The following is a 14,570-nucleotide window of genomic DNA, read 5'->3' on the forward strand; positions in this document are numbered from 1 at the left end:
CGACTCAGGCCGCCTTCGCGTTGAACTGCCCCACCGTCTTTTCCAGCTGGGCGGTCGCCAGACCGGTCAGTTCGGCGCTGCGGGCCGAAGCCACGGTGGCGTCGCGCATCGCGTCCACCGCCTGCGAAATCGAACCGATGCGATCGCCATAGGCGTGGGTGGTGCTGGCGATCTGGCCGATGGTGACGAACAGCCGCTCGACCACCTGTTCGATTTCCTGCCGGTCGGACGCCGCTTCGATCGCCAGCTTCAGACCGTCTTCCATGTCGGCCATGCCGCTTTCGACCGTGCGCACCGCCTGTTCGGCCTGCGACTGCACGCCTTCGATCATGCGACCGATGTCGGTGGTCGCGCCGCGGGTGCGCTCGGCCAGCTTGCGCACTTCGTCCGCCACCACCGCGAAGCCGCGGCCGGCTTCGCCGGCGCGGGCGGCCTCGATGGCGGCGTTCAGCGCCAGCAGATTGGTCTGTTCGGCGATTTCCTTGATCAGCGTGGCGATGCTGCCGATGTCCAGCGTGCGCCGTTCGAGCTGCCGTATGGTGTCGGTCGACAGCAGTACCGAGCCGCGTATCGTGCTGCTGCGCGCGCTGATCTGCGCGAACTGCGCCTGCGCGCTGTCGCTCACCTGCTGCACCACGTCGCGCATGGCCTGGGTGCTGGTGCTGGCCTGATCGATTTCCACCGTCTGCTGGTGCACTGCGCTCACCATGTCATCGACCGCGCGCTGCATGTCGTCCGACACCCGGCCGGCGTGTTCGCTGCGCGCCTGCAGGCCGCGGTTGGTTTCGCTGATTTCGCCCGAGGTGCGGCCGATCTGCCGCAGCGTCTGGTCCAGATTGTCGATCAGGCTGTTGGTCCACTGCGCCAGCACGGTGGTTTCGTCGATGCGCACGCTTTCACGCGGCAGCCGCTGCGTCAGGTTGCCGCCTTCGGCGGTGCTGCGCAGCACCCGGGTGGCTTCGCGCAGGCGCTCCGATACCGGCTGGCAGCCGGCGCGCTGCAGTATGGGCATGCCGGCCGCCAGCAGCACCAGACCCAGCGCCCAGGCGAACAGCCCGGGCAGGCCGGCCAGCGCCGACAGCGCGAAGGCGCTGCCCCAGCTCGCGCTGACCAGCAGCAGGTAGAGCTTCTGCAGCCGGTAGCCCAGGCTGCGGTAGCGGTACACCTCTTCCAGATCGGCTTCGCACATCATGCCCCAGGTATCCGGCGAGCCCGGCAGCCGGAAGGTGACGCCCTTGCCGATGACCGGAATGTGGCGGTAGTCCGGATAGCCCGGGTAGGTGACGAACAGGTTTTCGCCCTTGCGTATCGTTTCGCGCACGCCCGGATGCAGCTGGCCGGTGGCCGGGTCGTTGAACACCAGTTCCAGTTCGGTGTGCGCCTGCACCCGCACCGTGCCGTAGGCGGTGCGCACGCCGTCCTTCAGGTTGTCGCCGTGGGTGAAGGCGTTGTCCTCGAAGCGCGAACGCGACAGTGCGGTGCCCGGCCGGATGCCGCGGTCGAATTCCGGCTTCACCATGAACAGGTAGTTGTCGCCGGACTCGTGGAAGATGTGTCCGGCCTCGCGCTGTATCAGGTCGCCCAGCACGTCGTTCGGCACCCGGCCGCACACCGTGCCCACGGTGCGGCCGTCGACGCGTACAGGCTGGATGAACATGAGGGTCATCGCGTCGTGGAAGCGCGAACTGGAGCGGCCCAGCGTCAGCGTGACCGGATCGCTGTAGGGGCCGTGCAGGAAGGGCGCCTTCAGCCCTTCAGCCAGTGCCCGCACACTGGCTGCGGGCGCGCCTTCGCGGCTGTCCGCCGACGAGGCCAGCACCCGGCCTTCGCGGTCGGTCACGAACAGTTCGCTGAAGTCGGCGGCGCGCCGGTGCAGATGCTGCAGCGGTGCGCGTGGCGTGCGGGGCCAGCCGGCCGCCAGTTCGCGCGACAGGCTTTCCAGGCAGCCCCACTGCTGTTCGGCCCAGTCGTTCAGGATGCGCACGCGGGTGCGGGCGAAGGATTCGAAGGTCTGTTCGATCGCGGCGTAGCGGTGACGGTTCACCAGCGTGGCCCAGCGCATCGCGATCTTGCCGGTGCGGCCGGCCAGCGGCAGCCAGCTGCGTTCGCCGGCGGACAGGTCCATCGAGTGGCTCTTGAGCATGGGGAAGCTCCTTTGGGAATGCGGCAGGCGACCGGCCCGCGTACGGACGGCTCCGTGCGCGGGCACTGCGGTCGTGTCGTGGTGTCCGAGCTGTGAGGGCGCCTCAGCGCGCCTGAAAGGGCGGCTCGAAGCGCAGGGGGCGCGATGCGTGGAGACGAGGGGGTGGCGTGCGGCAGGGCAGGATTTTCATGTCGGCGGTCCCGGGGTAATGAATCTTGTATCCGCCTGTCCGGCACGCTCGCCGGCAGGCATGTTTGCCGCCTCATCGGCCGGTCTGGCGCGGGCTTGAGGGTTTTGTTGCTTTGCACAATCGGGGTGCGAAAAAGGCACCCGGCTGGTGCGTTTTCGCAGGTTCGCGGTGACGGGGGCACGGGTTTGGTCGATACTTGCCGCGCTCGCGTACCCCATGAGCTGCGTCAAGATGCAGCCTGCGGCGTGCCGCCATACTCCGTGACGCACAGGGCAGCCCACCGGCTTCGCCCGCCCGCGTCGTCGATCGACCCGGACACCCCGAACGACATGAACGACAGCCACGCCATCATCGAATCCCGCCGCTTCGACACCCGCCCCGTTCCGCTTGGCCGGCCGATAGGCTGGCTGATCGAGGGCTGGCGGGACTTCCTGCGCTGCCCGCTGCCCGGCCTGCTGCACGGTGCGGCGGTGGCCGTGTTCGGTGTGCTGCTGTGCTGGCGGATTCCGGATCAGTTCTGGCTGCTCAACGGCGCGTTCACCGGCTTCCTGCTGGTGGCGCCGGTGGTGGCGACCGGGCTGTACGCGATCAGCCGGGCGCTGGAGCGCGGGCAGCAGGCCGACCTGATGACCGCGCTGCGTGCATGGAAGCCGCGCGACCGGCGGCTGGTGGTGTTCGGTCTGCTGCTGGCCCTGGCCGGCACCGGCTGGGTGATGACCTCGGCTGCGCTGATCTGGAAATTTTCACCGGCACCGGTGTCCACGCCGCAGGATTTCCTGCGGGTGGTGGTGCTGGCGGAGCAGGGCTGGCTGTTTGAAGCCTGGCTGGCGCTCGGTGGCCTGCTGGCCGCGCCGGTGTTCGCGTCCAGCGTGGTGGCGATTCCGATGCTGCTGGACCGCGAAATCAGCGTGTGGGGCGCGGTGCTCACCAGCTGGCGGGTGGTGATGGAAAACCCGGCGCCGCTGGCGCTGTGGGGGGTGGCGATTGCCGGCTTCACGCTGTTCGGCATGGCCACCGGCCTGATCGGCATGCTGGTGGTGGTGCCGCTGCTCGGCCACGCCAGCTGGCACGCCTACCGCGACCTGGTGCGGGCGCACTGAAGCGCTTTCGACCTCTTTCTTGAACACGGCAGGAGCAGGATTCGTCCATGGGTGGCATCACTGAAGAACAGTTCGCCGAATTCGGTCTTACCTTCGGCGTGGCCGCCTTCATGCTCTACATGCTGTTCATCCTGCTGCAGCTGGCCCGCGAATCCAAGGCGGGCCGATTCGGCACCTTCGTCATCCTGATCGGCCTCGGGCTCGGCATGATGGGCTTCGTCGCCAAGGGCGTGATCAAGTGGATGCTGGGCGGCTGAACGCCGCCGCGCTTCACGCGCCGCTGTCGCAGGTCCGCTCCGTCACCCGTGCCCGCATGGTGCGGGCCAGCGACTGCAGCGAACCGCCGGCGCGATAGCTGAAGCTTACGTGCAGCCGGTCGCCGGCGCGCACCTGCACCGGCGTGCCCAGCGGCAGCACCAGATAGTCGTTCAGCCAGTCCTGCGTGCGGCCCTTGTTGCCGAGCAGCGCCAGGATGTTCTTCGTGATGAAGCGCAGGGCGTTCACGGTGCCGTCGGCGCTGATCGCGATGTCGCCTTCCCATGCGATGTCGCGACTGCAGGTCTGGTCGAAATCCATGACGCCATACAGCACCGGCGTCCCCAGTTCGGTCGCGCCCGGATGTTCCGCGCCGACGCGCTGGAACTGGATGATGGGGGCGTTGAAGCCGTAGAAGTCGTAGTCCTGGTTCAGCGGCTGTACCGCCATCAGGGCGGCGGTCGGCAGGAACATCGGCAGCCGGTCGCCGAAGCGCGCGCGGTAGCGCGTCTTGAAGGCTTCGATCACGTCGATCTGCTTCTCGCGCAGCATGCCGACGTGGATCATTTCGCAGATCACCACATCGACCGGCTCCGGCGGCAGATATTCGAAGGCGTCGGCGTGTACCACCTCGACCTTGTGTCCCTGCGCGTTCATCGCCAGCAGGCGGCGCGATTCGGCCACCATGTCCGGATTGAATTCGACGCAATACACCTTGCTCGCGTGGGCAGCCGCGAAGCAGGACAGCACGCCGGTACCGCCACCCAGTTCGAGCACGCGCGCACCCTTGAACACCACGGCGTCGATGGCCGCCTTGAAATTGCTCATGCGGTTGGCGTCGAGCAGCATGTTGTGGTGATAGTGCAGCGGAATGAACTGTCCGAGATGGCTGGGCTCGTCGTCGGCGTCGCTCATCGGAAGGCTGGCGCCGGGGGCCGCGCGGCCGAGGTGGGCTGCATGTTCCATCCGTGACATGGTGTATTCCTCTCGTGTGGTCGGTCGGTATTTGCCGCGCGCTGCCGGCAACTTCTGCCTGTGCAGCGGTCCGTTATTGCCGTTTGCCCTGCCGTGCGACGGGTGCGGCCGTGTCATCGCAGCTTTCGTGCCAGACTTCGCCGGGGTGCGGACGCAGTGGCCGACGGACGGATGGGGCGCATGAACGGGTTGCAGGGGCAGGGCGGGCTGAGCGGGGCCGAAGTCGCGACACGACGCGCGCGTGACGGCTGGAACGAGATCGCCGCCGAGAAGCCGCATACGCTGCTGGCCACCGTGCTCGATGTGGCGCGCGAGCCGATGTTCCTGCTGCTGCTCGGGGCTGGCGCCATCTATCTGCTGATGGGCGACGCCCGCGAAGCGCTGGTGCTGCTCGGCTTCGTCATGCTCATCATCGCGGTCACCGTTTTCCAGGAGCGCCGCACCGAGCACGCGCTGGCGGCGCTGCGTGACCTGTCCAGTCCGCGCGCGCTGGTGATCCGCGACGGTGTGGTGCAACGCATCGCCGGTCGCGAGGTGGTGTACGGCGACCTGTTGCTGCTGACCGAGGGCGACCGGGTGCCGGCCGACGGCGTGGTGCTGGGCGCCAACGACTTCGCGGTGGATGAATCCATGCTGAGCGGCGAGTCCGAACCGGTGAGCAAGCTGCCGGTGGCGGGCGGCGAGCCGCTGCGGGTGTATTCCGGCACCCTGGTCGTGCGCGGTCGCGCCACGGTCGAGGTGAGCGCGGTGGGCGAGGCGACCGAACTGGGCCGCATCGGCACGTCGCTGGCCGGTACCGTCAGCGGCCCTTCGCCGCTGCAGCGCGAACTGGGCCGGCTGGCGCGCCGGCTGGCGGTGGTGGGCATCACGCTGTGCGTACTGCTGGCGGTGGCTTACGCGACGCTGCGCGGCGGCTGGCTGGAAGGCGTGCTGTACGGCATCACGCTGGCGATGAGCATCCTGCCGCAGGAATTTCCGGTCATCCTCATCGTGTTCCTCGCCTTCGGCGCACGCCGCATCGCGGCGCAGAAGGTGCTCACCCGGCGGCTGGCGGCAATCGAAACGCTGGGCCAGACCACGGTGCTGTGCACCGACAAGACCGGCACGCTGACCCGCAACCGGATGGAAGTGGCGGCTCTCGCGGTGGGCGATGAAGTGCTCATGCTGGGTGGCGGCGTGAAGCTGGACGCACTGCCGGAAACCTATCACCGCCTGCTCGAGTACGCGGTGCTGGCCAGCGAAACCGATCCGCACGATCCGATGGAACAGGCCTTCCTGCGGCTGGCTGGCGACCATCTGGCGAATACCGAACACCTGCACCCGGACTGGCAGCTGGCGCGCGAATACGAACTGTCGCCGGACCTGCTGGCGATGTCGCACCTGTGGCGCGCGCCGGATCGCAGCCACCAGGAGGTGGCCGCCAAGGGGGCGCCGGAAGCGATTGCCGACCTCTGCCACCTGTCACCGGAGGCGCTGGCCGAGGTCAGCGCGCGTTCGGCCGAACTGGCCGACCGCGGGTTGCGCGTGCTGGCGGTGGCGCACGCATCGCACCCGGGCGACAGCGCCTGGCCCGACATCCAGCACGACTTCGCCTTCCGCTTCATCGGCCTGATCGGTCTGGCCGATCCGCTGCGCGCCGACGTGCCGGCCGCGGTGGCCGAGTGCCGTGCCGCCGGCGTGCGCATTGTCATGATCACCGGCGACCACCCGCGCACCGCGCGGGCGATCGCGGCCCAGGCCGGCATCGACGGCGCCCGGGTACTGACTGGCCCGGAACTGGCGGCGATGGACGACGCCACCTTCCGGCGCGAGGTGGCCGCCTGCTGCGTATTTGCCCGGGTGAGCCCGCAGCAGAAGCTGGACATCGTCGAGGCGCTGAAGGCGCGCGGCGACATCGTGGCGATGACCGGTGACGGCGTGAATGACGCGCCGGCGCTGAAAGCCGCCCACATCGGCATCGCGATGGGCAGGCGCGGTACCGACGTCGCGCGCGAGGCGGCCGATCTGGTGCTGGTGGAGGACGATTTCGCGTCCATCGTCGAGGCGATCCGGCTGGGCCGGCGCATCTTCCGCAATCTGCGTCACGCCATGATCTACACGCTGGCGGTGCATGTGCCCATCATCGCGCTGGTCGGCGCACCGGTGCTGTTCGGCCTGCCGGTGCTGCTGGCGCCGGTGCACATCGCCTTCCTGGAACTGGTGATCGACCCGACCTGTTCCATCGTGTTCGAGGCGGACGCAGCCGACGCCGGTCTGATGCGCGAGCCGCCGCGGCCGCGCGGCGCGGTGCTGCTGCCACCGGCGAGGCTCGCGCTGAGCCTGCTCTACGGTGCGGTGGTGTCGCTGCTGCTGGTCGCGCTGCATGTCGGGCTGCTCGCGTCTGGCCAGCCGGCCGAGGCGGCACGCACCGTGGTATTCGTCGCGCTGGTGGCCAGCGGCATCGCGCTGGTGTTCGTCGCGTGCACGCCGGGCACCGTTGGCACGGCGCGCAACCGGGTGGCGCTCGCGGTGATCGGCGGCACGCTGGCGGCGCTGCTGGCGGTGACCGTGCTGCCGGCGCCGGCCGCCTGGTTCGGCTTCGCGCCGCTGCCGGCCGCTCAATGGCTGGCCGCCTGTGTCGCCGGCCTGGCCACGCTGCTGCCGCTGTACGGCGTGCGCAGGCTGGCCCGCCGTCTGACCGCCTGATGCGTCGCGGTGAAGGCCGGCCGGGCTGGGCGAAAAAAAGCCCGGCCGAGGCCGGGCTTACCCGATGCGTGTGCAGCGGAGGGGATCAGCCGCGGCGGCGGGCGGCCATGCCGATCAGGCCGAGGCCGGCCAGCAGCATCGCGTAGGTTTCCGGTTCCGGCACCGGCTGCGACACCGCCAGGTTGTCCACCACCACGCCGTTGCCCTTGAACGAGATCGAGCGGATGTCGGCGGTCGTGCGGGTGATGCCGAGGAACTGGCCTTCGTTGTAGCCGTATTCATCGGTGTCGATGGACAGCGTGTGCGATTCCAGGATCTGGTTGTTGTCGCCATAGACCGACACCACCACCGAGAACGGGAACACGCTGGAGGCGAAGTGGTTCACGAAGGCACCGGCGCCGGTGGTCAGGTCGGCGAAGGTGAAGCGCAGTTCGCCGATCGCGCCGGAGGCGGCGAAGTGGTTGCCCACGCCCCACACGCCATTGCTGCCCAGGTCGCGTATGTAGGCGCCCAGTTCCGAACCTGCATCGCTGGTGTAGATGATGCCCGGCACCACGGTTTCCGGACCGGTGGTCAGGAAGCCGTCGAAGTTTTCGAAATCGGCCACCAGCGCGTTCGTGATGTCGGCTTCGTTATGGGTCAGCGCGGCCTGGGCCGGCAGGGCGGCGGCGAGTGCCAGGGTCAGTGCGGCAAGTTTCAGTTTCATCATGAATCCTTTCCGGAAGGGTGCGGTCATGGGCACGACGCGATGTCGCGCCCATGACGTGGATGAGACAGGGTTAAGAGGACGCGGGAGGCGATCAGCTGCCGATCACGCCGCCGTCGTCCTTGGTGATGACCACGGTGGCCGAGCGCGGCTTGACCACCGCCTTGCCGCTCTGGGTGGTCGGGCCGTTGAAGCCGCTGTCCGGCCAGGTGCTGTTGGCGGTGAAGCTGCCGCTCCAGTCTTCGCCCGGGTGCTGGATGTTGATGAACAGGGTCTTGCCGTCCGGCGTGCTGGCGATGCCGGTGACTTCGCAGTTCTTCGGGCTGGTCAGGAAACGGGTGATGCGGCGGCTGGCCGGGTCGGCGCAGAACATGGCGTTGCCGCCGATGTTGGCGAAGTCGCCGGTGGCGTTGCCGACCTGGTCGGTCTGGATCCACAGGCGACCGTCCTTGTCGAACCACAGGCCGTCCGGGGCGCCCAGGTCGTCGCCGATGATGTTGCCCTGCAGGTGGGCGTTGGCGTTCAGCTTGTCACCGCACTCGACGAAGATGTCCCACTGGAAGCCGGTGGCAGCCACGTCGTTGCCGTTTTCGGTCCAGCGGATGATGTGGCCGTAACGGTTGTCGCGACGCGGGTTGGCGGCGTCGACCGGCGGGCGGGCCGACGCGGCGACCGTCGTGCCGTCAGCCTTGTTCGACGAGGCCGGCGTGGTGCCGCGACGGTTGTTGTTGGTCAGCGTCAGATAGATTTCGCGGGTGACCGGGTGGTGGGTGATCCACTCCGGGCGGTCCATCATCGTGGCGCCCAGACGGTCGGCGGCCTGACGGGTCTTGATCAGCACTTCACCCTGGTCGGCGAAACCGTTTTCCGGCGTCAGGCCGTTCTGGCCCCACACCAGCGGCAGCCAGCTGCCGGTGCCGTCCGCGTTGAACTTGGCCACATACAGCGTGCCGGCGTCCAGCAGGTCGCGGTTGGCGGCGCGGTTCTTGGTGTCCAGCTTCTTCGAGCACACGAACTTGTAGACGTAGTCGTTGCGCTCGTCGTCGCCCATGTACACCGCGACCTTGTTGTCGGCGCCGACCACGGTTTCCGCGCTTTCGTGCTTGAAGCGGCCGAGCGCGGTGCGCTTGACCGGCACCGAGTTCGGATTCCACGGGTCGATCTCGACCACCCAGCCGAAGCGGTTCGCTTCGTTCGGGGTGTCACGGAAGTCGAAGCGCGCATCGGCTTCGTGCCAGCGGTAGCCGAAGCCCACCGCGGCCAGGCCGTAGCGGTTCTCGTGCGCGGTCAGCGGCTGGGCGGCCAGCTTGGCGGTGGTGGAGCCGAAGTAGCCGTTGAAGTTCTCTTCACAGGTGAGATAGGTGCCCCACGGCGTGTAGCCGTTGGCGCAGTTGTTCAGCGTGCCGAGCACGGTGGTGCCGGACGGGTCGGCGGCAGTCTTCACCAGCGCGTGGCCGGCGGCCGGGCCGCTCAGCTTGCACGGGGTGGCGCCGGTGATGCGGCGGGCGAAGGCGGACGGACGCTGCACCTTCATTTCGCCATTCACCTTGCGCACTTCGACCACGCTCACGCCGTGGCCGGCCACCTGGGCGTCGACCATGGCCTTGGTCATGGTGATGCCGGTGTAGGGCGTGGTGATGTTCACGAACTGGGCCGGATCGACGTACTCGTGGTTGGACACCAGCAGGCCGCGGTCATTGGCCAGATTGCCGGCACCGTTGCCCGGGAAGGGGAACAGGTGCATGCCGTCGTTGTGCGCGCCCCAGGTGGTGAGCTGGCGGGCGGTGGTCATTTCGGTGGCCGGGTCCCAGTGCGTGTTCGCGTCCGGGCCGGTCTTGCCGATGGCGTCACCCCAGGCGATCAGCACGCGGGCGGTGTAGCCGGCCGGCACGGTGATGCCGTCGGTCATCGGAACGACGTTGGCCGGCACGCCGGTGAAGCCGATGCTGCCGCTCGGGGCCGGGCTGCCGGCGTAGCCGGGGTAACCGCCGGCCAGCGATTCCATGCTGAAGCCGCCCAGCGTAGCCAGGGTGGCGGTGGCCAGCGAACCCTTCATGAAGTTGCGGCGGCCGGTGAACTGTTCCATCACGTCGCGGATGGATTCGTTGCCGGACGGGTTGATCGTCTGGTCGTTGTCGGGGTGCAGCATCGAAGACATGGAAGCTCCTTGCGGGGACGTGGTCGGGGACGTCGGCGCCATGGTTTGCACGCCAATCGTTCGCGCGCAGTCTGCGATGCGTTTCTGACAGGGATAAGAAGAGGGAGCGGAGCCGGCGATAGTCCGAACGGACTATTTCAGCGGTGGTCAGGGCCGGAAAACGGCCTTGCGCCGGGCTTGCCGGAGCAGGCGGCAAGACCTGCGCGTGGCGGGCGCATCGAGCACTGCGACACGAATCGTGACCGGGCGGCGGGGAGGGGGGCGTCGAACCGGCAGCGGGCCGGAAAGCTGGAACCGGGTCCGGGCAGAGGTGCCCGGACCCGGTTCCCGGCGCCCTGGGTCAGGGCGGCCGGTGAGCGAACGTCAGGTGAGCGAACTCAGGGCGCTGTCGTAAGCCTGTTCCAGTTCGTTCTCGCCGCTGGCTTCCATGCGCAGATTGCGCACCAGGCCGTCTTTCAGGCCGTAGATCCAGCCGTGTACGCGCACGTCCTGGCCGCGTGCCCAGGCGTCGCGGATGACCGTGGTTTCACAGACATTCATCGCCTGCTCGATCACGTTCAGTTCGCACAGCCTGTCTTCGCGCACTTCGCCCTCGGCCACCGCTTCGAGCAGGCCGCGGTGCTTGTTGCGCACGTCCTGCACGTTGCGCAGCCAGTTGTCGATCAGACCGAAGCGCATGTCGTGCAGCGCGGCGCGCACGCCGCCGCAGCCGTAATGGCCGACCACCAGGATGTGTTTCACCTTCAGCACGTCCACCGCGTACTGCATGACCGACAGGCAGTTCAGGTCGGTCTGCACCACGACATTGGCGACGTTGCGGTGTACGAACACCTCGCCCGGAATGAGACCGACGATCTGGTTGGCCGGCACCCGGCTGTCGGAACAGCCTATCCAGAGATATTCCGGCGACTGCAGCGTAGCCAGGCGCTCGAAGAACTGCGGGTCGTCGGCCCGCATGCGATCGGCCCACAGGCGGTTGGCTTCGAATAATTGATCAGTCTTTTTGTTTGGCATGACGGTCCTTTCATCAGCCGGGATTATATATCCGACCGCAGGACCGCCTGCCCTTTCGTCTGCTGCTCTTCGTCAGCCGGCCTTCACCTTCAGCTGATTGTCGATGCCGGTCACGCCCTTTACCGATACCGCCAGTTCGGCCGCACGGGCGCGCGCCGCTTCGGACGGTGCCGGGCCGCTCAGCGTCACCCGGCCGTCGTGCGTGCTCACGTCGATCTTCAGCGCGCTCAGTTCGGGGTCACCGGCCAGCCGCGCCGATACATGGGCGGTGATGGTGGCGTCGTCGATCCGGTCGGCCATCTTTTCAGTGGCTGATTCGACCGCGGCCTTCGCGTCGGCGGTGGCGTGTTCCGCGCGGACCTGGGCGCTGTCCAGCGCGTTTTCGGCGCGTGCGCCCAGTTCGTCCGCCTTGCGTTCGGTGCGGGCGATGGCGCTGTCCAGCTTCTGGCCCAGCGTGGCGTCCTGCGGCGGCGGCGTGTCGTTGCAGGCGGCCAGCAGCAGGCCCAGTGCGGCGGCCGAAGCGAGAATGAAAGGACGGGGCAGGGTGGTGTGTCGCATGGTCAGGCTCCTTGTGCGATGTGGGGGCGCGATGGCCATGTGCTCACTGTAGCCATTCCGCATGACAGCCGATGTCGGCGCCGTCCGTGTCGCATGTAGGACAAGACGGACCGGATGCGGTGACGCGCAGCCCCCGGCCTGTGGTGAAATCGAGGCTGTCTCCACGCTGCCATCACGCCCGTCACCGACATGAGCGCCGTCCGCTACCGCATTACGCCCATCCATCCCGAAGCCCATCTGTTCGAGGTCGAGATCGACATCGACACGCCCGCGGCCGACGGTCAGCTGCTGTCGCTGCCAGCCTGGATACCCGGCAGCTACATGATTCGCGAGTTCGCCCGCCACATCGTGCGCATCGATGCGCGCGACGGCGTGCGCGCGGTGCCGCTGACCAAGCTGGACAAGCACACCTGGCGCGCCGCGCCCTGCGACGGCGCGCTGCGCGTGCGTTACGAGGTGTATGCCTGGGACCTGTCGGTACGCGCCGCCCATCTCGATACCACGCACGGCTTCTTCAACGGCAGCAGCGTGTTCCTGAAGGTGCACGGGCATGAGGGTCAGGCCTGCGAGGTCGATATCCGCCCGCCGGCCGGCCGCGCCTACAAGGAATGGCGCGTGGCCACAACGCTGCCCGAGGGTACGGGCAAGTCGGGCGCCAAGCGACACGGTTTTGGCGTCTATCGCGCGGCGGACTACGACGAACTGATCGACCACCCGGTCGAGATGGGCGAATTCGCGCTGTACGAATTCAAGGCCTGCGGCGTGCCGCACGAAGTCGTGGTGACCGGCCGCCACGATCTGGATGCCGCGCGCCTGTGCGCCGACCTGAAGCGGGTGTGCGAATGGCAGATCCGGCTGTTCGGCGAACCGGCACCGTTCGAGCGCTACGTCTTCCTGGTGATGGCGGTCGGCGACGGTTACGGCGGACTGGAACACCGCGCGAGCACTGCGCTGCTGTGCTCGCGCAACGACCTGCCGGCGCCCGGTGCGACCGCGATGAGCGATGCCTACCGCGGCTTCCTCGGCCTGTGCAGCCACGAGTATTTCCACTCGTGGAACGTGAAGCGCATCAAGCCGGCCGCCTTCGTACCCTACGACCTGACGGTCGAGAACTACACCCGTCTGCTGTGGGCGTTCGAAGGCTTCACCTCCTATTACGACGACCTGGCGCTGGTGCGCTCCGGCGTCATCACCCAGGACGATTACCTGAAGCTGCTGGGCAAGACCGTCACCCAGGTCATGCGCGGCAGCGGACGGCTCAAGCAGAGCGTGGCCGAATCGTCCTTCGACGCCTGGATCAAGTACTACCGGCAGGACGAGAACGCGCCCAACGCAGTGGTGAGCTATTACGCCAAGGGCGCGCTGGTCGCGCTGGCGCTGGATCTCACGCTGCGCACCAAGACCCGCGGCGCGGTGACGCTGGACGACGTGATGCGCCGGCTGTGGGCGGATTACGGCCAGACCGGCCAGGGCGTGCCGGAGGACGGCATACGGCGTGCGGCCGAGGCAGTGAGCGGGCTCAAGCTGAAGCGTTTCTTCGACGAAGCGACCGAGGGCACCGAAGACCTGCCGCTGGAGCGGCTGCTGCACGCGGTCGGACTGGATCTGTCATTCGACGCGGCCGGAACCGTGCCGGTGCTGGGCGCGAAGACCGCGAACGACGGCGACAGCGTGAAGCTCACCCAGGTGCTGGACCACGGTGCCGCCCAGCGTGCGGGGTTGTCAGCCGGCGACGTGCTGGTGGCTTTCGACGGACTGCGGGTCACGCCGGCTTCGCTCGATGCGCTGCTCAGGCGTCGCCAGCCGGACGACGAGGTGAAGGTGCATGCTTTCCGCCGGGACGAACTGATGAAGTTCCGTCTGCGGCTGGATGCGCCGTCGGCCGATCAGGCGAAGGTCACCGCCGCCACGCGCACCAGCGTCGCGGCCCGCGATCTGCTGAAACAGTGGCTGGGGCGCGGCTGACCGGTTCTGCGACCACTGTCATCGCGGCGAGGCGCCGCTGCCACGGGTCCGGTGCGACTGGCCGGGCCAGGGCTGTGGGAGCGGCGCCTCGCCGCGATTCAGACCTTCAGACTGGCGCCCTCGCTGTTCAAACGCCGCATCGCAGCGAGGGCGCCGCTCCCACCGGGCCGGTGACATGCCGCGCCGATTCCGGTGGTGGCAGCCTTCCCGCCGTGCTCAGGATGGGCGGAGGTTTTTCAGCGGCCGATTCGGCGGGCCGCGCTCAGCGCGATCATGCCCAGGCCGGCCAGCATCATGGCCCAGTCGTCCGGTTCCGGCACCGCGGGCGTGGTGGCGATGCCCAGCGTGAAGCGGTCGCCGGCGTTCAGGCCGGCAAAGCCGATGACCCAGTCGCTCACGCCGTCTTCCTCGAACGGATTGCCGAAATAGAACTCGGTCACCGTCGCACCGGCGAAGTGGTTGGATTCCAGCAGATCACCGTCGACCGTGCTTGCCCGCAACGAACCGGGCGGGATGATCAGGCTGACCCGGTCGTAATCGATGGTCAGCGAGCCGAAGCCGAGGCCGCTCACGTCGCGCAGCACTGAATTGAATGCCGCACTGCCGGCCGCGATGTCGCCAGCGTCGACCGTGAAAGTGAAGCGGAGCGAAGCGTGATTCTCCATCGTCAGATCCAGCGCGATCAGTGACGGCGTGCTGAACGAGCTGTCCAGCAGATTGCCGTTCAGCGTGGCCGATTCCAGCGTGACCGCGTGGGCGGGCAGGGCGGTGCACAGCGCGCCGATTGCGGCGCTCAGCGCGAGCAGGGTGTTCTTCATGGC

The 14,570-nt window shown here is 68.0% G+C and carries 11 protein-coding genes; 4 read left to right on the forward strand and 7 right to left on the reverse strand.

The genetic code is table 11. The features are described from left to right. Window positions 1-4 precede the first annotated feature (4 nt). Entirely contained in the window at window positions 5-2,143 is a 2,139-nt protein-coding gene (locus METUNV2_RS0106900) for a methyl-accepting chemotaxis protein (protein WP_018228753.1), read from the reverse strand. A 519-nt stretch (window positions 2,144-2,662) separates the two neighbouring features. Between METUNV2_RS0106900 and METUNV2_RS0106905 the strand changes: the two genes are divergently transcribed. Both METUNV2_RS0106905 and METUNV2_RS0106910 read left to right on the forward strand, forming a co-directional pair. Then, on the forward strand, window positions 2,663-3,433 hold the full coding sequence (locus METUNV2_RS0106905) for a DUF2189 domain-containing protein (protein WP_018228754.1): 771 nt from the start codon (window positions 2,663-2,665) through the stop codon (window positions 3,431-3,433). Between the two features lie 47 nt (window positions 3,434-3,480). Further along, window positions 3,481-3,690 (forward strand): DUF2788 domain-containing protein, encoded by a 210-nt coding sequence (locus METUNV2_RS0106910; RefSeq protein WP_008058471.1) that lies wholly within the window; start codon window positions 3,481-3,483, stop codon window positions 3,688-3,690. 13 nt (window positions 3,691-3,703) lie between these two features. Here METUNV2_RS0106910 and METUNV2_RS0106915 read toward each other — a convergent pair whose 3' ends face one another. Further along, entirely contained in the window at window positions 3,704-4,663 is a 960-nt protein-coding gene (locus tag METUNV2_RS0106915) for a methyltransferase domain-containing protein (protein ID WP_232415633.1), read from the reverse strand. A 180-nt stretch (window positions 4,664-4,843) separates the two neighbouring features. Between METUNV2_RS0106915 and METUNV2_RS0106920 the strand changes: the two genes are divergently transcribed. After that, a complete protein-coding gene (locus METUNV2_RS0106920; protein WP_018228756.1) occupies window positions 4,844-7,348 on the forward strand; it encodes a cation-translocating P-type ATPase in 2,505 nt (834 codons plus the stop codon). Window positions 7,349-7,433: 85 nt separating this feature from the next. Here the strand turns inward: METUNV2_RS0106920 and METUNV2_RS0106925 are convergent, their stop codons facing one another. The 4 genes from METUNV2_RS0106925 to METUNV2_RS0106940 form a co-directional block, all read right to left on the reverse strand. Further along, window positions 7,434-8,057, reverse strand: coding sequence for a PEP-CTERM sorting domain-containing protein (locus METUNV2_RS0106925; RefSeq protein ID WP_018228757.1), 624 nt, complete (start codon window positions 8,055-8,057; stop codon window positions 7,434-7,436). Window positions 8,058-8,148: 91 nt separating this feature from the next. After that, a complete protein-coding gene (locus METUNV2_RS0106930) occupies window positions 8,149-10,212 on the reverse strand; it encodes a PhoX family protein (protein WP_018228758.1) in 2,064 nt (687 codons plus the stop codon). Window positions 10,213-10,575: 363 nt separating this feature from the next. Next, window positions 10,576-11,226: a carbonate dehydratase gene (can, locus tag METUNV2_RS0106935; protein ID WP_018228759.1), complete on the reverse strand. Its 651-nt coding sequence runs from the start codon at window positions 11,224-11,226 to the stop codon at window positions 10,576-10,578. Between the two features lie 72 nt (window positions 11,227-11,298). Beyond that, on the reverse strand, window positions 11,299-11,784 hold the full coding sequence (locus METUNV2_RS0106940) for a BON domain-containing protein (protein ID WP_018228760.1): 486 nt from the start codon (window positions 11,782-11,784) through the stop codon (window positions 11,299-11,301). Between the two features lie 189 nt (window positions 11,785-11,973). Between METUNV2_RS0106940 and METUNV2_RS0106945 the strand changes: the two genes are divergently transcribed. Then, window positions 11,974-13,749, forward strand: a complete 1,776-nt coding sequence (locus tag METUNV2_RS0106945) for a M61 family metallopeptidase (RefSeq protein ID WP_018228761.1) — start codon at window positions 11,974-11,976, stop codon at window positions 13,747-13,749. A gap of 236 nt (window positions 13,750-13,985) precedes the next feature. On the opposite strand, the gene METUNV2_RS0106950 is transcribed toward METUNV2_RS0106945, so the two are convergent. Next, window positions 13,986-14,567: a PEP-CTERM domain protein gene (locus tag METUNV2_RS0106950; protein ID WP_018228762.1), complete on the reverse strand. Its 582-nt coding sequence runs from the start codon at window positions 14,565-14,567 to the stop codon at window positions 13,986-13,988. Window positions 14,568-14,570: the final 3 nt, after the last annotated feature.

It is taken from the genome of Methyloversatilis universalis EHg5 (assembly GCF_000378945.1).
Lineage (GTDB): Bacteria > Pseudomonadota > Gammaproteobacteria > Burkholderiales > Rhodocyclaceae > Methyloversatilis > Methyloversatilis universalis_A.